Genomic DNA, 18,570 nt, shown 5'->3' with positions numbered 1-18,570 from the left:
TCTGGCTATAAAAACCTCGGGGGAGTCGCCCAACGGGCGACGGGGGCAGAGCCCCCTATTCCACAATCCCAGCCGTCTCTACGACCGCATGAAACAGAACATCCGCCCCGGCGGCAGCCCAATCCTTGCTGATTTCTTCGGCTTCGTTATGGCTTAGCCCATCCACACAAGGGCACATCACCATCGCTGTTGGTGCAACCCGGTTGATCCAGCAGGCATCATGACCGGCGCCCGAAATGATATCTGTATGAGAATAACCCAACCGTTCAGCCGCATCGCGCACGGCTGCCACGCAGCCTTCATCAAATTGCACCGGATCAAATCCGCCGACCTTCTCGAATTCGATCTGTAGGCCCATCTCATCCACGATATCTTCGGCCGCTACGCGCAGACGATTTTCCATATCGGTGATCACGTCCAGATCGGGCGAACGGAGATCGACAGTAAACACAACTTTCCCCGGGATCACGTTACGCGAATTCGGAAACACATCAATATGCCCCGCCGCACCCACCGCGTGGGGCGCATGGGACCAAGCAATCTCGTCAACCTTTTCAAGGATACGCGCCATCGCCAATCCGGCATTCTTGCGCATCGGCATCGGCGTAGACCCGGTATGGGCGTCCTTTCCGGTAACTGTAATCTGGGTCCAGCTGAGACCCTGACCATGGGTGACAACGCCGATATCCTTCCCCTCGGCCTCAAGAATGGGGCCCTGTTCGATATGCAGCTCAAAAAAGGCGTGCATCTTTCGGGCACCAACCTCTTCGTCACCGCGCCAGCCAATGCGGCTCAGCTCATCTCCGAACTTCTTACCATCGACATCCTCACGGTCATAAGCCCAATCCTGCGTATGCATCCCGGCAAAAACCCCCGAGGACAGCATCGCAGGTGCATAGCGCGTGCCTTCTTCATTCGTCCAGTTGGTCGCGACGATTGGATGTTTGGTCTTGATCCCCAAATCATTGAGCGTGCGGATGATTTCCAACCCGCCCAATACACCCAGAACACCGTCATATTTGCCGCCTGTCGGCTGCGTATCCAGATGTGAACCCACATAGACCGGCAATGCCTCGGGGTCCGTGCCCTCTCGATGCGCAAACATATTGCCCATTTGGTCCAGCCCCATGGTGCACCCGGCCTCTTCGCACCATTTCTGAAACAGCGCGCGGCCTGCCGCATCTTCATCCGTCAGGGTCTGACGATTATTGCCCCCCGCAACACCCGGGCCAATCTTGGCCATCTCCATCAGGCTGTCCCACAACCTGTCGCCATTGATCCTGAGGTTCTGCGCCGGAGCTGCCATCCTAGTCTTCCCTGTTGCTTGCGATTTGCTCGCTTTTGGTGTCTTGATTTGACCATCTGGTCAAACTCACGCTATCACGGGTTCGACATCAGTCAAGAAATAGCAGAGCTCGGTGGGAATTTTTGGCATATTCCGCACTTGCGAGCCCAAAAATCAGACAGGCAAAGACATGTCCAAAGACCGCGCACCAACACGAATTCAGAAAAAAAACCGCGCTGCAATTCTAGAAGCCGCTTTGAACGTGTTTTCTGCCTACGGTTTCCGCGGTGCCACCGTCGACCAGATTGCTGCCGAGGCCGGGTTGAGCAAGCCGAATCTTCTATATTATTTCCCCTCAAAAGAAGCGATTCACACGGCCCTTCTATCTGGCCTTCTCGAGATTTGGCTGGCCCCTCTCCATGATCTCGACGCCGACGGGGACCCATTGGAAGAGATACGCGCTTATATCCATCGCAAACTGCAAATGAGCCGGGAACTTCCGCGCGAAAGCCGTCTGTTTGCCAATGAACTGGTCCAGGGTGCGCCACGCATACACGATGCATTGTCCAATGATCTCAAAACTTTGATGGATGAGAAGACCGCAATCCTTACGGCCTGGATGGAGCAGGGTAAAATCGCGCGCCTCCATCCCTACCACCTTATTTTCTCCATCTGGGCTTTGACACAGCATTATGCGGATTTCGATGTCCAAGTTCGGGCCATTCTTGGCGACGAAGACCCGTATGAAGGTGCTGAACCGTTCATCGACACGCTCTACCGCAAATTGCTGGCGCCTTAGGTTTTCGTTAGCCGGAACCCGCTCACCCTCAGCCTAGGATGACGCTACTCTTTTCTTCCCTGTCCACACACAGGTGCCGTGGTAAGGCTTTCGTTGGGTGGGTAGAGCGAGAAGTGGGACATAAGGCGTTCCAAGACGAAGTGAGGAGGCGCGGATATCATCTGATCCGCACCGCCACCCAATAGTTCGCAAACTGCCACAACGCCCCCTCATCGACATCCTGCTCTAAGAAAATTCGACGAGTTTTCTTGGACTACTCGGCGGCTTTCGCCATTGGATTGTTGGGATGGGTTGTCCAGTTGCCATATTCGGGCTGCACTTCTTGTCCCGTGCGCGGGTCGATTTCGCCAGCGGCCATCGGCACCATCGAAATACATCCTTCAACCGGGCACACATCCACGCACAGGTTACAGGCCACACATTCGTCATCCATAACCTCGAACACGCGCTCTTCGGACATTGAAATGGCCTGGTGGCTGGTGTCTTCGCAGGCGGCATAGCATCGGCCACACTTGATGCACTGATCCTGATCAATCTTGGCCTTGGCGACATAATTCAGGTTCAGATATTGCCAGTCGGTCACGTTTGGAACCGCAAGACCGACAATTTCCGAGACGTCCTGATACCCTTTTTCATCCATCCATTTCGACAGACCCGCCGTCAGTTCGTCAATGATCTTGAACCCATAGGTCATCGCTGCCGTGCAGACCTGAACATTGCCGCAACCCAATGCCATAAACTCTGCAGCATCGCGCCAGGTAGTCACACCGCCAATACCCGAGATCGGCATTCCGTTCGTTGCCTGTCCACGCGAAATCTCGGACACCATCGACAGGGCAATCGGTTTCACCGCGGGGCCACAATAGCCGCCGTGGCTGCCTTTGCCGTCAATCGAGGGTTCAGGGCTGAAGCTATCCAGATTGACACTGGTAATCGAATTAATCGTGTTGATCAGCGATACCGCATCCGCACCACCATTCTTTGCGGCCTCGGCGGGCTTGCGGATATCAGTGATATTCGGCGTCAGTTTCACGATGACCGGACGGTCATAGTATTTCTTGCACCAGCGCGTCACCATCTCGATATATTCCGGCACCTGCCCTACGGCCGCCCCCATCCCGCGCTCGCTCATCCCGTGTGGACAGCCAAAGTTCAGTTCGATCCCGTCGGCACCGGTTTCGGCAACACGCGGCAGGATAGCCTTCCAGGCCTCTTCCTCGCACGGCACCATGATCGAGGCGATCAGGGCGCGATCTGGATAATCAGCCTTAACCCGCGCCATTTCTTCAAGGTTTACCTCTAATGGGCGGTCTGTAATCAGCTCGATGTTGTTCAGACCCAACAACCGACGGTCTGCGCCGTAGATCGCCCCATAGCGGGGGCCATTAACATTGACGACCGGTGGACCTTCGGACCCGAGTGTTTTCCACACCACACCGCCCCATCCGGCCTCAAAGGCACGGCGGACGTTATATTCCTTGTCCGTCGGCGGCGCAGATGCCAGCCAATATGGGTTGGGGCTTTCAATTCCCAGAAAGTTCGATTTCAAATCAGCCATTTATCCGGCCTCCCTGATGCTTGCAGGCATCTTGATCATTGAGTTTCACGCAATCAGACTTGCGTGGATATCCATCGCGGCATCGCGCCCCTCGGCCACTGCGGTCACGGTTAGGTCATCCCCGCCTGCGGCGCAGTCGCCTCCGGCCCAGACCGCTTGTACCGATGTGCGCCCGGCGCCCGTGACGGCGATCTTGTTCCCGTCCAACGTCAGCCCTTCGGGCGCTCCTTCCAGCGTCTGACCTATTGCCTTCAGCACCTGATCGGCAGGCAGGCGGGTTTTCTCGCCGGTGCCCTTCAACTGACCGTCATGGCTGGCAGTATACTCCAATTCGATCTCGGCGGCTGCCCCGTTGCCGTGTACGGCTATGGGCTGAACATTGGTCATGATCCTGACGCCGTGCGATGCGGCCAGATCCTGCTCATAGCGGCTGGCACCCATCGCCTCGCGTCCGCGCCGGTAGGCGATGGTGACGTTTTCCGCGCCCAGCAATTTCGACTTTACAGCTGCGTCAACCGCGGTCATGCCGCCTCCGATGACGACGACATTCCGCCCAACGGGCAGCTCAGCCAGATCGGCCGCCTGACGCACATCCGAGATAAAGTCGACCGCGTCGCGCACGCCGGTCAGATCCTCGCCGCCCGCTCGCAATGCATTCACACCTGTCAGACCGATGGACAGGAAAACCGCATCATAGTTGTCAACAAGGCCATCCAGCGACAGGCCCTCGCCCAGCACCGATCCGGTCTCGATGGTGATGCCGCCGATCATCAGCAACCAATCGATCTCAGCCTGAGCGAAATCATTGGTCGATTTATAGGCGGCAATTCCATATTCATTCAGACCGCCGGGTTTTGGGCGGCTTTCGTGAATGACCACATCATGCCCCAGCATCGCCAGCCGATGCGCACAGGCTAGCCCTGCGGGCCCTGCCCCGATCACGGCCACCGTTTTGCCGGTGAATGCGGCGCGCTGGAACGGATGGTCGCCCGATGCCATAACGCTGTCAGTAGCAAACCGCTGCAAACGCCCGATCTCGACTGGCGATCCTTCGGCGGTTTCGCGTACGCAGACTTCCTCGCACAGCGTTTCGGTCGGACAAACACGGGCGCACATGCCACCCAAGATATTCTGGCCAAGGATGGTTTCACCCGCAGCTTCAGGCTGACCGGCCTGAATCTGGCGCATGAACAATGGAATATCAATGTCTGTCGGACAGGCCGTCACACACGGCGCATCATAGCAGAAATAGCACCGATCCGCGGCCACTGCGGCCTCATGCGGGGCAAGTGGTGGATGCAGATCCGTGAAATTCGAGGTCAGCTCATCGCTGGAAAGCCTCCCGGAGACTATGCCGGGGACCATCTGGCCCTGTGCCATCGCTCTACTCCCTGTAGATATGTTGTTATGGCCTCAGCTTGGCACAATCTGATTTTTTATCAAATGGTAAATTTTGCCAAATGGTCAAAAAATGAATAACCAGGCCGAAACACCCGGTTTTTTACTGTACATTGCTGGTTTTTTGGGCCGGAACCGCTCAGATCATCTGTGACAGGTGCCCCGATTTGATCCAAATTCGCGCGCCCTCTGCTCCTGCCAAAGCAGTGGAACGCGCACCTGGCGGTAATCTCAACCAGTCCCAGACCGAAAATTCTTCGTCGGATTCCTGCACCGAACCTGCGATGACAAACAACTCCAACCCATCGACTGCATCCAGATCCAGCTTTTCGCCAGGTGACAGATTCAATACGCGAACATCTTCGCGTGAGTCCTTGAAAAGCTGAAGATTCGAATCCACGGTAATCGACCGACGAATTTCGGTCCTGTCCTCAGGGTCAAACTGGTGCAGTTTGACTAGTATCGTCGCGCCTTCGTTTGACGAAGGCGTATGGGAAGATGTCGGAGGATTGCGCACATAACTACCTGCAGGAAAATCACCGGTCTCGTCCTGAAACACACCGTCCAGCACCAAATACTCCTCTCCTCCATCATGCGTATGGGCGGCAAAGGCGCTTCCTGGGGCAAAGCGGACAATCGTGGTGGCGCGGGCGACCTCTTCCCCGATCCGGTCCAACATCTTGCGCTCGACCCCTGCGGCAGGTGACGCAATCCAGTCATTCCGGTCGAAATGCACAGCAACACGTTTTGTGAAATCTGCGTTAACTCTCATGCGGCTTCTCCTGTTGGGTCTGGTCTCTAGATGGTTGCGCAAGTCCTGAATTCAAAATTCAGATGCATGATCTATGATCACATCTGGTTTTGTGCCACGTCTCTACCTAGTGTACGCCCAACCAAAATTCGAGCAGTGCTGGCCCAACGCCACGAACCCGAGAGACGCCCGATGCAGACCGCCAACAATAAATTCAATATCGTGGTCATCGGCCAAAACAATCGGCTGCAATACGAGGCACTGCTGTTTGCAGCCTCGTTACGACACAGCTGTCCCGATTTCGCTGGCCGCCTGTTTGTAGCCGTTCCTCAACCGGGGGCCCGATGGTCACAGGATCCCAGCATTCAGGATGAGGATGTCCTGAAAGCGCTACACCAGCTTGGGGCCGAAATTCTACCGTTTGAAAACCGGGCTTTCGGTGGAAGCTATCCCTATGGAAACAAGATCGAAGCACTGTTGGCCTTGCCCGAGGGGGAACCGTTTGTCTTTTTCGACAGCGATACGCTTGTCACCGGAGACCTGAATAGTGTGCCCTTCGATTTTGACCGCCCCGGTGCCTCGCTGAAAGTTGAGGGGACATGGCCGCGCCCGACCCTGTATGGTCCGGGGTATGACGGTATCTGGCGCGCCCTGTATGAGCGGTTCGAACTGGATTTCGACAGCTCCTTGGACAAGGCCCAACCAGCCGAATACTGGCGGCGCTACCTGTATTTCAATGCGGGTTATTTCTTTTACAGATGCCCACGCCAGTTCGGCGAACGGTTCCTGGAATATGCCTGCACCATCCGGGATGAGGATATCCCGGAACTCGCGGGCCAAACACTGGACCCATGGCTGGATCAGGTCGCATTGCCGCTGGTTATCCATGCCCTTGGCGGCGGCCGCGACGCACTGCCCACTGGCCTGCTGGACGGGTCGGTCACGTGCCACTACCGTCTGTTTCCTCTGCTGTATGCACGCGAAAGCGACAATGTGATCGAGGTTCTGGAAACTGTGGTTGCGCCCAACAAGTTCAAGAAAGTGCTCAAGGGCTATGACCCAATAAAGAAACTGGTGCTCCAGCGCAAAGGGCACAAAATACGCGAGATGTTCGATCGCGAAAACCTGCCTCAGCGCGAGCAGGTCATTCGCAACAAGATCAAAAGCAAAGGTCTATGGATGCGCTGACAGCAATGTTGTGCGCACGCGCCCAATCGCCTAGAGATTCTGCAACACATAGTCCAACAGGAGATTTCCACCATGTCTGACGGCCCCACCTACGGTTTCGACACGCTTCAAATTCACGCAGGCGCGCGCCCTGATCCGGCAACAGGTGCCCGTCAGACGCCGATTTATCAAACAACGGCATATGTGTTTCGCGATGCAGACCACGCGGCGGCTCTGTTCAACCTGCAGGAAGTCGGCTTTATCTATTCCCGCCTGACCAATCCCACCGTGGCGGTTCTGCAGGAACGCGTGGCAACGCTTGAGGGTGGCGTTGGAGCAGTTTGCTGCTCGTCCGGTCATGCCGCCCAAATCATGGCACTGTTTCCGCTGATGGGACCTGGCTGCAACGTGGTGGCCTCGACCCGGCTGTATGGCGGCACGATCACTCAGTTTAGCCAGACGATCAAACGGTTCGGCTGGTCTGCCAAGTTTGTGGATACTGACAATCTGGACGCTGTGAAGGACGCGATCGACGAAAATACACGAGCGGTGTTCTGCGAATCCATCGCCAACCCTGGCGGCTATGTCACCGATATACGCGCACTGGCGGATGTGACAGATGGCGCCGGCATTCCGCTGATCGTCGACAACACCTCGGCCACACCCTATCTGTGCCGCCCGATTGAGCACGGCGCGACGCTGGTTGTGCATTCAACCACCAAATACCTGACCGGCAACGGCACTGTCACCGGCGGCTGTATCGTGGATTCGGGCAAGTTCGACTGGTCCGCGAATGACAAATTTTCCTCGCTCAGCCAGCCGGAACCGGCCTATCACGGGCTGAAATTCCACGAGACATTCGGTCCGCTGGCTTTCACATTCCACGGCATCGCAATCGGCCTGCGTGATCTGGGCATGACGATGAACCCACAGGCGGCGCATTACACGCTGATGGGGATCGAGACTCTGTCTCTGCGAATGGAGCGTCATGTAGAGAACGCGCAAAAGATCGCAGCCTGGCTAGAGGCCGATGACCGCGTGGAATATGTGACCTATGCGGGCTTGCCCTCGTCGCCCTATCACGACCGGGTCAAGACGCATTACCCCAAAGGGGCCGGTGCGCTATTCACTTTTGCGGTCAAGGGCGGCTATGACGCCTGTGTCAAACTGGTGAACGCGCTGGAGATCTTCAGCCATGTGGCCAACCTGGGCGACGCGCGGTCGTTGATCATTCATTCGGCCTCGACCACCCACCGTCAGCTGACCCCGGAACAGCAAGAGGCCGCAGGCGCCGGTCCCAGCGTTGTTCGGGTGTCCATCGGCATCGAAGACGCCAACGATCTGATTGCCGATCTGGATCAGGCGCTGGCCAAGGCAACGGCCTGACAAATGGCTGGGCACGATACCAACGATCTAGGCCAGCCCATCGGCCGGCCGGTTTCGGGCAATTTTCCGCGCCCGACGCCGCCTTATACACCGATGGAAGGTCAATACTGCTCGGTCGTGCCCCTTGATGTGAACAGGCATGCGCCCGGTCTGTACCGGGCGTTTGCCAATGACACTGATGGGCGGAACTGGACTTATCTGCCCTATGGCCCATTCGACAGCGAAGAAGATTTCGCCGCCTGGACCCGCGCGTCCTGTATGGATGCCGATCCCATGTTCCACACAGTGCTAGACGGTGATGGCACCCCGATTGGCATGGCCTCGTTCCTGCGGATTGAACCTGCGGCCGGTGTGGTCGAGGTTGGGCACATCCATTTCTCACCGCTGCTGCAGCGCAGTCCGAAATCCACCGAGGCGATGTACCTGATGATGCGCCGCGTGTTCGACGAGCTGGGGTATCGCCGGTACGAATGGAAATGCGACGCGCTGAATGCCCCGTCCTGCAGCGCGGCCCAAAGGCTGGGCTTTACCTTCGAAGGCGTCTTTCGGCAGGCCACCCATTACAAAGGGCGCAACCGCGATACGGCCTGGTACTCGATCCTCGATACAGAATGGCCGCGCATCCGCTCTGCTTTCGAGGGCTGGCTTTCACCAGAAAATTTTGATCAGTCGGGCCAGCAGCGGCAATCCCTGATGGCCCGAACCAGCGACACATCCTAGTCGGAAATCAGAAATTCCATCGACACGTTGACCGAGACCGAAATCTCGCCCCCGGAAACCGGAACGCCGCCCTCAGCCGCCATGTTCATTGCACGCATTTGAGGCATGGGATTGAACCCTCCGGCCTGTTCGCGGATCATCTGAACCGGGCCCAGCGTGACTTCGGCCGCCTGTGCCAGTTGGTTGGCCTTTGCCCTTGCCTCACCCACTGCCTTGGCCCGCGCCTGTGCCTCAAGCGGTGCAGGGTCCTGAATTCCGAAACTCAGCCCGCCGAAATTGTTGGCCCCGTCGACAATGACCGCATCCATGATGGTACCCAGCTGCGACAGATCGCGAACACGCACCACGACGCTGTTGGATGCGACAAAGCCGGAAATCTCTGGCCGCTCTCCGCTAGAACTGTTCCGCCCAGACCATACCGGCGACAAAGACAGATCACGTGTCTGCACATCACGGGTTTCGATCCCCATCTCATCCAGTCGAGTCAGAATTTTGGTCACCGCGTCCGAAGTCGCCTGCATCGCATTTGATGCCTGTGCATCTTCGTTTGTTACACCCAGGGTAATGGTGGCCATATCCGGGGCCGCATGCACCATGCCTACCGCATCAACAATGATGCGACGTTCTTCCGCAGTTGCCATCCCTACCGACGTCATGGCCAGCACAGCGGCCAGAAAAGCGATTTTCTTCAATATCTTCCCTCCAATTATCCTGATTTCAACATGGGGCTGCACCGGGTCACGGGGCAAGAGGAGACGCAGGCTTTTTCTTTCCCTCGGCGAGATCCTGCTTTAATGTCGGTCTGCGGACGAGGCATCGTTTGCATTGCAACTGACAATTATGGTTCCTCCGGATTATGAAACCCGCTTTTGCGCTGTCCATTTCTACAACCGGAATTTCTTTGCACCACAATTCCGATGGCGACTGGTTCGCCATAGGTGAGGTGTCGTTGGATGCCTCCAACTTGGAAGAGCAGTTGAAAGCGCTTCGGGACAAGGGGTTTGCGCTTGAAAATGACCTGAGCTGCAAGGTCATCATCCCAAGGGATCAGGTCAAATTCATCAAAGTCGATACCGCCGGATCATCCTTCGAAGACACCGAACAGGCTGTGCAAAACGCTGTATCCGATGCCACCCCTTATGACCTGACAGAGCTGGTATATGTCACGGCACATGACGGGGCGACCACATGCGTCGCCGTCGTTCCACGCGATACACTGGAGGAAGCTCGGGGGTTTGTGCTGGGATACGGATTCGTTCCGGTCGCGTTCAGCGCTGCATATGAAACAGATGATTTTCCGACCGAACCGTTTTTCCCGCTTGGGGACGCGCCTGCGACCACAAACGCGCCCAAAGTGATCCCCACAGACCCCGCGCAGGATAGTCCGGTTGTTCACGCGATCGCCGATTCTACCGCTCCGACCAGCTTTTGGCCTGTCCAAAAAGTGGCCGCACCTAACTGGGCCTCTCTGCCATCAGTGCGAATTGCAGCGGCGGTAGCTTTGATGTTGGTGGCCGGTGGCATATGGAGCCTTTTCGGAGAAGACAGCCCTGCCCCTGCCGATTCAGAACTGGCCCTGCTTGACGAAACAATATCCCAACCCGAACCGAGTTCTGGACCTGTCGAGCCTGCAGAGACACCCGCAGCACAGGCCGAAGTCACAGTGCCTGAGACCGCAGAGCCAGAAATGGCACCGACCTCTGAATCAGAGTCCGAGCTGTCTGCAACCGACCAGGCCATTCTTGAGGCGCTGAACGTTGCGCCCGCGTTGGTAGACGAAATCGAGCTTGAGCCTGAACCTCAGTTAGTTCCGACACAGCCGGAGATCGAAATCACGTCACCGGGCCTTTTGATAGCGCCAGCGCAGGATCCGCAAATTGAGCTGTATCTGGCCTCCAAAGACGACTCGAATCTGTCGCGTGATGCAATCGCATTGCCGCCAGTACACACATACGACACCGACCTACCATTTGATTTCGAACCACTTTCAACCGCTGCCGGGGCAAGGTTCAGCCTTGACGAGCGCGGGCTGGTAATACCAACCAAAGAAGGCGTCTTGAACCCGGACGGAGTGGTTGTCTATTTGGGAACACCTTCGAAAACTCCCCCTCCATCGGCTTTGGTCCGGCTGGAAAAGGCACCTGTTGAGGAAGTGGTCGACAACAGGCTGGCGACATTGCGACCAAAACCAAGGCCCGAGAACCTGACCGAAAATTTTGAACGGCAACGGCTTCAAGGGCGTACATTGAAGGAATTGTCCGGAATTCGCCCGAAACCGCGCCCGGAATCCCTGTTGCGTGCTCCGCCGCCCCCGGAATCGACTGAGCCCCTTGCAGAAATGAGGGTGCCGCGCCCCAAACTCCGACCGGCCGGGCTGACCCGGCAGGCCAGTGCAGGTACTGCGACTTTGGGTTCGACAGCTGGAATTGAACAGCTCAACAATGAGGTCGGAACGTTCCAGCCCAAAACCACAGCGCCCAAAATCCCATCCTCGGCTTCGGTTGCACGGCAGGCCACAATCGACAATGCAATCAACCTGCGGAAACTGAACCTGATCGGGGTTTACGGCAGCCCATCCAATCGCCGCGCATTGGTTCGGCTGCCCAGCGGCAGGTACAAAAAGCTTAAGATCGGGGACAGGCTTGACGGCGGCAATGTCATTGCTATCAGCGACAATGAATTGCGCTATCAGAAACGCGGGCGAAACGTGGTTCTCAAGATGCCACGTGGTTAAGAGGCGGCCTGCGCGGGTGACCACGCAGGATTACCTTCTTGCATCAAGCTGCTGAAATTTCTCCACTTTCAATCTGCTCTCGCTCGATGGATTCGAACAGCGCCTTAAAGTTACCCTCGCCAAACCCATCGTCGCCTTTGCGCTGAATGAACTCGAAGAAAATCGGTCCGATGACCGTTTTCGAGAAGATTTGCAGCAGAATCCGGGTCTCACCACCGTCCAGAACGCCCTCTCCATCAATCAGAATGCCGTGCTTCATCATCCGGTCCAACGGCTCTTCATGATCGACCACGCGGGTTTTGGACAACTCATAATAGGCTTCGTTCGGGCCGGGCATGAACTTCAGCCCCTTTTCGGCAATCGCATCGGTCGAGGCATAGATATCCTCGCTGCCCACAGCGATATGCTGGATGCCCTCGCCCTTGTATTTCTTCAGGTAGGAAACGATCTGCCCGGTTTCACCGCGATCTTCGTTGATCGGAATGCGGATACGCCCGCATGGAGACGTCAGCGCGCGACTAAAAAGACCGGTGAATTTGCCCTGAATGTCAAAAAAACGGATTTCACGGAAGTTGAACAAATCACCATAGAACTTGAACCACTTGTCCATATTGCCCTTGTAAACATTGTGGGTCAGGTGATCGAGATAATAGAACCCATCCCCCCGGGGCTTGGACTGTTCTGTCCATGTGAATTCCTGATTATAGGGCGATGTTTCGTAATATTGATCAATGAAATAGATCAACGATCCGCCAATCCCCTTGATTGCAGGCACATTCAGTGTCTTGTCTGCCGCGTCATAAGGTTCAGCCCCTTTCGCTACAGCGTGCTCATAGGCTTTCTGCGCATCCACGACGCGCCATCCCATCGCCGGAGCACAAGGGCCATGCTCGCCCACGAACCGGGCAGAATAGCTGTCGGGATCTGCATTCAGGATGTAAGTCACATCACCCTGTTGCCACAACTCAATCGCAGGCTTGTCCTTGTGGTGACCTACCAGCGCGAATCCCATCTTTGCGAACAGATCGCGCAGCTCTTGCGGCTCGGGATGTGCGAACTCGACAAACTCGAACCCATCGGTTCCGGCGGGGTTTTCATCCGATATGATTGATTTCGGGGCGTTGTGAGGGAAAGGACCCATGGCGCGTCTCCGTTAATACAGGAATTTATTTGCTGATTTCAAAATACGTCTTAATCGGCACTTTTTTCGCGCATAGTTTTCCAATAACTTAAAGGGGCGCGCGTAAATTGCGCATAAGATTGGCCAATCACGGAGTTTTTCCGCACATGCTTGATTCCACTGATACGCGCCTGCTGTCAGCGCTGCAGAAAAACGCCCACCTAACAGCACACCAACTTGGGGAGATGTTGAACCTGTCGCCCAGTCAGGCTGGTCGCCGGCGCCAACGGCTGGAGGCTGAAGGGTATATCACCAGCTATGTCGCTCGCCTCGATCCTCTAAAGTTAGGGTTGCAGGTGCAGGGTTTTGTTCAGGTTCATCTGAGTACGCACGGCCCCGAGCAATCTGAAGGCTTTGCCCGTATGGTCGAAACACGCGCCGAAATCACCAGCGCATGGACAATGACAGGTGAGGCCGATTATTTACTACATGTCTATTGCGACGATCTATCCGCGCTTAATCGCTTGCTTCATCAGGTAATCCTTCCACATCCTGCAGTGGCTCGGATACAAAGCCAAATCGTTATGGATCAGCTCAAACGCGACGCCCCCCTGCCCACCTGAGCGCATTGAAAGGACGATCATGGACAACTTCCTTTACCAGGCGACGATCTATCTGGCTGCGGCTGTGATCGCCGTGCCGCTTTCGGCGCGTCTGGGACTGGGCTCTGTACTGGGATATCTGGCCGCGGGCCTTGTCATAGGGCCGTTGTTCGGATTGGTGGGTGCGGAAACGGAAAACCTGCAGCATGTGGCTGAATTCGGCGTAGTCATGATGCTGTTCTTGATCGGACTTGAACTGGAACCGCGCGCTCTTTGGGATATGCGGGACAGGCTTTTGGGGCTTGGCGGCCTCCAGGTGCTTTTATCGACCGCAGTGATCGCCAGCGTCGCCATGTATGCAAATCATCCATGGTCCGTAGCCCTGGCAGTGGGGTTGACGCTTTCCCTGTCATCAACTGCGATTGTTTTGCAGACCCTGTCGGAAAAGGGCTTGATGAAAACGAATGGAGGACGGGCGACCTTTTCAGTACTGCTGACTCAGGACATCGCGGTCATACCAATCCTGGCACTGCTTCCACTGCTGGCTCTGCCTGCCATTCCCCAGATTGCAAATGACGGATCTATCAACCGCATATCCACGGGGCACCACGGCGCGGCGCATCATAGCTTGTCATTGGTCGAGGGGTTGCCAGGGTGGGCGGTAACGCTTGTCACCATTGCCGCGATCGGTTTCGTCATTCTCGCCGGAGTGTACCTGACCAGGCCCTTGTTCCGCTTTATTCATGCGACCCGGCTCCGCGAGATGTATACGGCGCTGGCGTTGATGATTGTGGTTGGCATTTCCTTCCTGATGACGCTGGTTGGCCTGTCACCCGCTCTGGGCGCGTTTCTTGCAGGTGTGGTGCTGGCCAGTTCCGAGTTCCGGCATGAAATGGAGAGCGACCTAGAGCCGTTCAAAGGCCTTTTCCTTGGTCTGTTTTTCATCACCGTTGGCGCGGGCATCGATGTCGCCTATTTCTTTGACGACCCCTTCGACCTGATCGGACTGGCCCTGTTGGTAATCTTGGTCAAAGGGATCATTCTGTTCCTGGTTGGCCGCGCCTTTAAACTGCGCGGACGCGATCACTGGCTGTTTACACTGGGGCTGGCGCAAGCAGGTGAGTTCGGCTTTGTCCTGCTGGCGTTTTCGACCCAGCAGAATGTGATTCCAGGGGATCTGTCACAAAAACTTTTGATGATCATTGCGCTGACCATGCTGATCACGCCGCTTTTGTTCATCATTTATGATCTTCTCTCGCGCCGGATGGGGGATGGCACACCGGCACCCGAACCGGATGAGATCGACGAGAAAGGCCCGGTCATCATCGCCGGGATCGGGCGATTTGGCCAGATCGTCAATCGTCTGGTGCAGGCAAGCGGGTTCAAAACCATCGTTCTTGACCATAACATCGAAACCATCCAGCTGATGCGTCGCTTTGGCGTAAAAGGGTTCCTGGGGGATCCGACCCGTCCGGAATTGTTGCGCGCGGCCGGCCTTGAAAAAGCATCTGTTCTGGTGGCTGCGATGGATGATCGCAAGAAGGTGACGCGTCTTGTCGGCTATGCGCGCCGCCAGCGCCCAGACCTACACATCGTCGCGCGGGCACGGGATCGGACCCATGTGTACGAGCTGTATCAAGCCGGCGCGAACGACATTGTGCGCGAGACATTCGATGGCTCATTGCGGGCCGGGCGATATGTGCTCGAGAATGTGGGTCTCAGCGAATACGAGGCAGCGCAGGCCGAACAGACTTTCTACCACCATGATCGCATGTCGGTTCGTGAACTGGCAGAGCTCTGGATTCCCGGGCTGCCCACCGCCGAGAACAAAAAATACATCGAGCGTGCGCAGCAGCTGGAAAAAGACCTTGAGACCGAACTGCTGGAATTGGCGGAAGAAAACGACAAAAAATCGGCCTGACCTTCAACTGACGGTCAGGCCGCGCGGATCAACTGTCCGAGACGCCAGCTTCGGCAAAGGTCGCCATGCCGGAATGACAGGCAACAGCGCTTTTGAGGATATTGATCGCCAGCGCCCCGCCAGAGCCCTCACCCAGTCGCAGCCCCAGCTTCAGCAAAGGCTCTTTACCGAGCTTGGCCAACACAGCGCCATGCGCACCTTCCGCGCTCTGGTGCCCGGCGATCGTGTGATCTAGCGCGCTCTCTGAAAGGTCAGACAGACACGCGGCGGCCGCTGAGCAAATAAAGCCATCCAGAATAACCGGAATGTGCAGCGCGCGTGCGGCGGCAATGGCTCCGGCCATAGCGGCGATCTCGCGTCCGCCCAGACGGCGCAGAATCTCTAGCCCATCGCCCGAACCGCCATGTAGCGTAACACCTTCGGCCACCACACGGGTTTTGTTTGCTAATCCCGCATCATCGACACCTGTTCCGCGACCAGTCCAATCGCCCGCCTGACCTCCGAACAAGGCGCAAGCAATCGCCGCTGCGGGGGTTGTGTTGCCGATACCCATTTCACCAACAACAAGAAGATCGGCGTCTGGTCTGACCGCAGTCCACCCGGTGCGCAGCGCCTGCAACAGGTCGTCCTCTGACATAGCTGGACCTGATGTGAAATCCGCGGTCGGTCGTTCAAGCTCCAGCGCGTGGACATCCATCGTTGCCCCAGCCGCCTTGGCCAGCTGGTTGATGGCCGCCCCGCCATGTTCAAAGTTCAACACCATCTGCACGGTCACTTCCGGCGGAAAGGCCGAAACACCCTGTGCTGTGACACCGTGGTTTCCGGCAAACACGATAACCTGCGGCGAGGTGATCTGCGGGCGGGCATCCCCGCGCCAGCCTGCATACCAGATTGCCAGGTCTTCCAACCGACCAAGCGCGCCCGGAGGTTTGGTCAGCTGCCCATTACGGTCAGTCGCCCCTTGCGCAGCGGCATCATCGGGCCCGGAGGCTTGCCGGACAGCTTCGCGGAAAGAATTCAGATTGTTAATTTCGGGCAGCATCCAAAGCCTCGTTGCATCAGAGTGGTCCTGCGTGTTTAACCGAAGCGATCAAACCGACAAGACCCTGAAAGGCGCAGGAGTGCTAAAAAACGACACCAAGCTCATTTCTGCCTGGGATATTCCGCTGGCTTTGGTCCTGTTGACGCGTTTGCCCGTGCCGCGGCTGCCTGACAGAGTGTTCTCGCGTCAGGCCAGCGCCGTTTGGGCCTTTCCATTGGCGGGGCTTGTTGTCGGCATGTTGGCCGGTGCCGTGGGATGGATGGCGACGGCTATGGGGCTGCCGTCCATAGCGTGTGCCATACTTGTCGTTCTTGTCCTGACCATCACCACCGGCGCGATGCACGAGGATGGGCTTGCAGATACCGCTGACGGGCTGTGGGGCGGTTTCACGCCTGAACGGCGGCTAGAGATTATGAAGGACAGCCACATCGGCACCTATGGCGTCCTTGCCCTGATTTCTTCGCAACTGCTGCGCGTGTCGTTGATTGCTGCGATCCTTTCGAATGCGGGTTTTGCCACCATATTGGCCGCATGCATCGTTTCGCGGGCTATGATGCCTGTTGTTATGTCCGTCCTTCCAAATGCCCGCCAATCGGGCCTTAGCCATTCAGTGGGCGCACCCGGATCGACCGCGGTGATACTCGGCGGGGCCATGGCGCTGCTGCTCACTCTGCCAATGATCGGGTTGCAGGTGGTTTTCCCTGCGCTGATTGCCGCTTTGTCTGCGGTGGCAATGGCGATGCTAGCCAAGGCCAAGATCGAGGGTCAGACCGGTGACATACTGGGCGCCACTCAACAACTGGCCGAGATAGGGTTTCTTATGGCCGTAGCTACGCAGGTTTAGTGGCCCCGATTTCAATAGGTGACTGCAATATAAAAAGGCCACCTCCTTGCGGGGATGGCCTTAAAACTTTGATTTTAGCAGGTTCAGGCCGCCGCTGCCGCGCGCGAGGTCAGAACCTCATCCACCTGCCTGGCCGCAGACACTTCGCCTGCGCCGGATACTGCCGCGACTTCGCGGGTCAGACGCTCAAGCGCGGCTTCATAAAGCTGACGTTCGGAATAGCTCTGTTCGCGCTGATCATCGGTGCGGTGCAGATCGCGGACAACTTCGGCAATCGAGATCAGATCACCCGAGTTGATCTTTTGTTCATATTCCTGTGCCCGGCGGGACCACATGGCACGCTTGACCTTGGCCTTGCCCTTAAGCGTTTTCATCGCCTGGCTGATGACATCCGGCGAGCTGAGCGACCGCAGACCAGACTCGGTCGCTTTGTTGGTCGGCACGCGCAGGGTCATTTTGTCTTTCTCAAAGGAAATGACGAACAGCTCGAGCGAGTATCCCGCAACTTCCTGTTCTTCGATCGAAATGATCTGACCGACACCATGGGCCGGGTAAACAACATAGTCGTTGGGGCGAAACTCAAGCTTCTTCGACTTAGACATACAGGTTCTTCCTTGGTTACGAGAGCGCGGGACAGACAACAAAACGACCCACCCCGTGCCAGTACGGCCCGGTCAGGTTGCTGTGTTTTCAACTAATCAGAACTCCAAAGCGAGCATACTTACGGAGTCATCCCCATCTCAATCAACGTTCAATTTCCGAGTATATCACAAAATTGAGACACTCGAAAGGCTGCCCCTTTCCACTTGAAAGAAAGGTGTTAAGAAACAGATAGATAAGGCGCCATCCCACTGCTGAACTGACAAGTTCAGAGCGCGAATCGCTTAGCCGCCTTCGCCGGGGGCCTCAGAGAAGTATTTCTCCATCTTACCCTCTTCGCCATCACGCTCTTCTGCATCAGGCAGCGGGTCTTTCTTGGTCACGATCACCGGCCACTGCTCAGAGAACTTACGATTAAACTCGACCCATTGATCCATGCCCGGCTCAGTATCCGGACGGATCGCATCAGCGGGACATTCCGGTTCGCAAACACCGCAGTCGATGCATTCATCGGGATGGATGACCAGTGTATTCTCACCTTCGTAGAAACAATCCACCGGACACACTTCGACACAGTCGGTGTATTTGCAGGCGATGCAGTTTTCAGTGACAACATAGGTCATGGTGAATTTCCCGTTTGCGG

General features: G+C 56.6%; 17 protein-coding genes. 8 read left to right on the top strand and 9 right to left on the bottom strand.

Going from position 1 to position 18,570, the window contains the following annotated elements; genetic code table 11:
* Positions 1 to 55: 55 nt before the first annotated feature.
* Positions 56 to 1,306 carry a Zn-dependent hydrolase gene (locus tag AC2FH2_RS00820; protein WP_496822552.1) on the bottom strand — a complete coding sequence of 417 codons (1,251 nt, stop codon included), beginning with the start codon at positions 1,304 to 1,306 and terminating at the stop codon, positions 56 to 58.
* A gap of 169 nt (positions 1,307 to 1,475) precedes the next feature.
* Here AC2FH2_RS00820 and AC2FH2_RS00815 point away from each other — a divergent pair, with 169 nt between their 5' ends.
* Positions 1,476 to 2,084 carry a TetR family transcriptional regulator C-terminal domain-containing protein gene (locus tag AC2FH2_RS00815; protein WP_142634388.1) on the top strand — a complete coding sequence of 203 codons (609 nt, stop codon included), beginning with the start codon at positions 1,476 to 1,478 and terminating at the stop codon, positions 2,082 to 2,084.
* 253 nt (positions 2,085 to 2,337) lie between these two features.
* Here AC2FH2_RS00815 and preA read toward each other — a convergent pair whose 3' ends face one another.
* From preA to AC2FH2_RS00800, 3 genes are all read right to left on the bottom strand, one after another.
* Complete coding sequence (gene preA, locus AC2FH2_RS00810) at positions 2,338 to 3,642, bottom strand: NAD-dependent dihydropyrimidine dehydrogenase subunit PreA (protein WP_282021347.1); 1,305 nt, start codon at positions 3,640 to 3,642, stop codon at positions 2,338 to 2,340.
* Positions 3,643 to 3,687: 45 nt separating this feature from the next.
* A complete protein-coding gene (locus AC2FH2_RS00805; protein WP_281972258.1) occupies positions 3,688 to 5,022 on the bottom strand; it encodes an NAD(P)-dependent oxidoreductase in 1,335 nt (444 codons plus the stop codon).
* 157 nt (positions 5,023 to 5,179) lie between these two features.
* Complete coding sequence (locus tag AC2FH2_RS00800; protein ID WP_496687629.1) at positions 5,180 to 5,812, bottom strand: cupin domain-containing protein; 633 nt, start codon at positions 5,810 to 5,812, stop codon at positions 5,180 to 5,182.
* Positions 5,813 to 5,983: 171 nt separating this feature from the next.
* Here AC2FH2_RS00800 and AC2FH2_RS00795 point away from each other — a divergent pair, with 171 nt between their 5' ends.
* The 3 genes from AC2FH2_RS00795 (at position 5,984) to AC2FH2_RS00785 (ending at position 9,064) form a co-directional block, all read left to right on the top strand.
* Entirely contained in the window at positions 5,984 to 6,979 is a 996-nt protein-coding gene (locus AC2FH2_RS00795; RefSeq protein ID WP_496822551.1) for a GT-B fold glycosyltransferase domain-containing protein, read from the top strand.
* Between the two features lie 72 nt (positions 6,980 to 7,051).
* The gene (locus tag AC2FH2_RS00790; protein WP_496822550.1) at positions 7,052 to 8,344 is read left to right on the top strand and encodes an O-acetylhomoserine aminocarboxypropyltransferase/cysteine synthase family protein; all 1,293 of its coding nucleotides are present in this window, start codon (positions 7,052 to 7,054) and stop codon (positions 8,342 to 8,344) included.
* Positions 8,345 to 8,347: 3 nt separating this feature from the next.
* Entirely contained in the window at positions 8,348 to 9,064 is a 717-nt protein-coding gene (locus tag AC2FH2_RS00785; protein ID WP_142634400.1) for a GNAT family N-acetyltransferase, read from the top strand.
* Here AC2FH2_RS00785 and AC2FH2_RS00780 read toward each other — a convergent pair.
* Complete coding sequence (locus tag AC2FH2_RS00780; protein ID WP_496822549.1) at positions 9,061 to 9,756, bottom strand: SIMPL domain-containing protein; 696 nt, start codon at positions 9,754 to 9,756, stop codon at positions 9,061 to 9,063. The genes AC2FH2_RS00785 and AC2FH2_RS00780 overlap by 4 nt on opposite strands.
* A gap of 164 nt (positions 9,757 to 9,920) precedes the next feature.
* Between AC2FH2_RS00780 and AC2FH2_RS00775 the strand changes: the two genes are divergently transcribed.
* Positions 9,921 to 11,798, top strand: a complete 1,878-nt coding sequence (locus AC2FH2_RS00775; protein WP_496822548.1) for a hypothetical protein — start codon at positions 9,921 to 9,923, stop codon at positions 11,796 to 11,798.
* A gap of 43 nt (positions 11,799 to 11,841) precedes the next feature.
* On the opposite strand, the gene hppD is transcribed toward AC2FH2_RS00775, so the two are convergent.
* A complete protein-coding gene (hppD, locus tag AC2FH2_RS00770) occupies positions 11,842 to 12,939 on the bottom strand; it encodes a 4-hydroxyphenylpyruvate dioxygenase (RefSeq protein WP_281994757.1) in 1,098 nt (365 codons plus the stop codon).
* 146 nt (positions 12,940 to 13,085) lie between these two features.
* On the opposite strand from hppD, the gene AC2FH2_RS00765 reads away from it, so the two are divergent.
* Together AC2FH2_RS00765 and AC2FH2_RS00760 are read left to right on the top strand one after the other, a co-directional pair.
* The gene (locus AC2FH2_RS00765) at positions 13,086 to 13,541 is read left to right on the top strand and encodes an Lrp/AsnC family transcriptional regulator (RefSeq protein WP_142634408.1); all 456 of its coding nucleotides are present in this window, start codon (positions 13,086 to 13,088) and stop codon (positions 13,539 to 13,541) included.
* A 19-nt stretch (positions 13,542 to 13,560) separates the two neighbouring features.
* On the top strand, positions 13,561 to 15,441 hold the full coding sequence (locus AC2FH2_RS00760; protein ID WP_142634410.1) for a monovalent cation:proton antiporter-2 (CPA2) family protein: 1,881 nt from the start codon (positions 13,561 to 13,563) through the stop codon (positions 15,439 to 15,441).
* A 28-nt stretch (positions 15,442 to 15,469) separates the two neighbouring features.
* Here AC2FH2_RS00760 and cobT read toward each other — a convergent pair whose 3' ends face one another.
* Positions 15,470 to 16,483: a nicotinate-nucleotide--dimethylbenzimidazole phosphoribosyltransferase gene (cobT, locus tag AC2FH2_RS00755; protein WP_281972264.1), complete on the bottom strand. Its 1,014-nt coding sequence runs from the start codon at positions 16,481 to 16,483 to the stop codon at positions 15,470 to 15,472.
* A 79-nt stretch (positions 16,484 to 16,562) separates the two neighbouring features.
* On the opposite strand from cobT, the gene cobS reads away from it, so the two are divergent.
* Entirely contained in the window at positions 16,563 to 17,327 is a 765-nt protein-coding gene (gene cobS, locus AC2FH2_RS00750; protein ID WP_281972265.1) for an adenosylcobinamide-GDP ribazoletransferase, read from the top strand.
* A gap of 83 nt (positions 17,328 to 17,410) precedes the next feature.
* Here the strand turns inward: cobS and AC2FH2_RS00745 are convergent, their stop codons facing one another.
* Positions 17,411 to 17,929 (bottom strand): CarD family transcriptional regulator, encoded by a 519-nt coding sequence (locus tag AC2FH2_RS00745; protein ID WP_142634416.1) that lies wholly within the window; start codon positions 17,927 to 17,929, stop codon positions 17,411 to 17,413.
* Positions 17,930 to 18,211: 282 nt separating this feature from the next.
* The gene (gene fdxA / locus AC2FH2_RS00740; protein WP_085821728.1) at positions 18,212 to 18,550 is read right to left on the bottom strand and encodes a ferredoxin FdxA; all 339 of its coding nucleotides are present in this window, start codon (positions 18,548 to 18,550) and stop codon (positions 18,212 to 18,214) included.
* Positions 18,551 to 18,570: the final 20 nt, after the last annotated feature.

The sequence above is a fragment of the Ruegeria sp. YTSA105 genome, assembly GCF_059610225.1.
Note: the sequence above shows the minus strand (reverse complement) of the source record. Positions and strands in the feature narration are given on the sequence as shown.

Excerpts from the sequence above, each read along its gene's own strand:
- AC2FH2_RS00820 (WP_496822552.1), bottom strand. The coding sequence starts at position 1,306 with ATGGCAGCTCCGGCGCAGAACCTCAGGATCAATGGCGACAGGTTGTGG.
- AC2FH2_RS00815 (WP_142634388.1), top strand. The coding sequence starts at position 1,476 with ATGTCCAAAGACCGCGCACCAACACGAATTCAGAAAAAAAACCGCGCT.
- preA (WP_282021347.1), bottom strand. The coding sequence starts at position 3,642 with ATGGCTGATTTGAAATCGAACTTTCTGGGAATTGAAAGCCCCAACCCA.
- AC2FH2_RS00805 (WP_281972258.1), bottom strand. The coding sequence starts at position 5,022 with ATGGCACAGGGCCAGATGGTCCCCGGCATAGTCTCCGGGAGGCTTTCC.
- AC2FH2_RS00800 (WP_496687629.1), bottom strand. The coding sequence starts at position 5,812 with ATGAGAGTTAACGCAGATTTCACAAAACGTGTTGCTGTGCATTTCGAC.
- AC2FH2_RS00795 (WP_496822551.1), top strand. The coding sequence starts at position 5,984 with ATGCAGACCGCCAACAATAAATTCAATATCGTGGTCATCGGCCAAAAC.
- AC2FH2_RS00790 (WP_496822550.1), top strand. The coding sequence starts at position 7,052 with ATGTCTGACGGCCCCACCTACGGTTTCGACACGCTTCAAATTCACGCA.
- AC2FH2_RS00785 (WP_142634400.1), top strand. The coding sequence starts at position 8,348 with ATGGCTGGGCACGATACCAACGATCTAGGCCAGCCCATCGGCCGGCCG.
- AC2FH2_RS00775 (WP_496822548.1), top strand. The coding sequence starts at position 9,921 with ATGAAACCCGCTTTTGCGCTGTCCATTTCTACAACCGGAATTTCTTTG.
- hppD (WP_281994757.1), bottom strand. The coding sequence starts at position 12,939 with ATGGGTCCTTTCCCTCACAACGCCCCGAAATCAATCATATCGGATGAA.
- AC2FH2_RS00765 (WP_142634408.1), top strand. The coding sequence starts at position 13,086 with ATGCTTGATTCCACTGATACGCGCCTGCTGTCAGCGCTGCAGAAAAAC.
- AC2FH2_RS00760 (WP_142634410.1), top strand. The coding sequence starts at position 13,561 with ATGGACAACTTCCTTTACCAGGCGACGATCTATCTGGCTGCGGCTGTG.
- cobT (WP_281972264.1), bottom strand. The coding sequence starts at position 16,483 with ATGCTGCCCGAAATTAACAATCTGAATTCTTTCCGCGAAGCTGTCCGG.
- AC2FH2_RS00745 (WP_142634416.1), bottom strand. The coding sequence starts at position 17,929 with ATGTCTAAGTCGAAGAAGCTTGAGTTTCGCCCCAACGACTATGTTGTT.
- fdxA (WP_085821728.1), bottom strand. The coding sequence starts at position 18,550 with ATGACCTATGTTGTCACTGAAAACTGCATCGCCTGCAAATACACCGAC.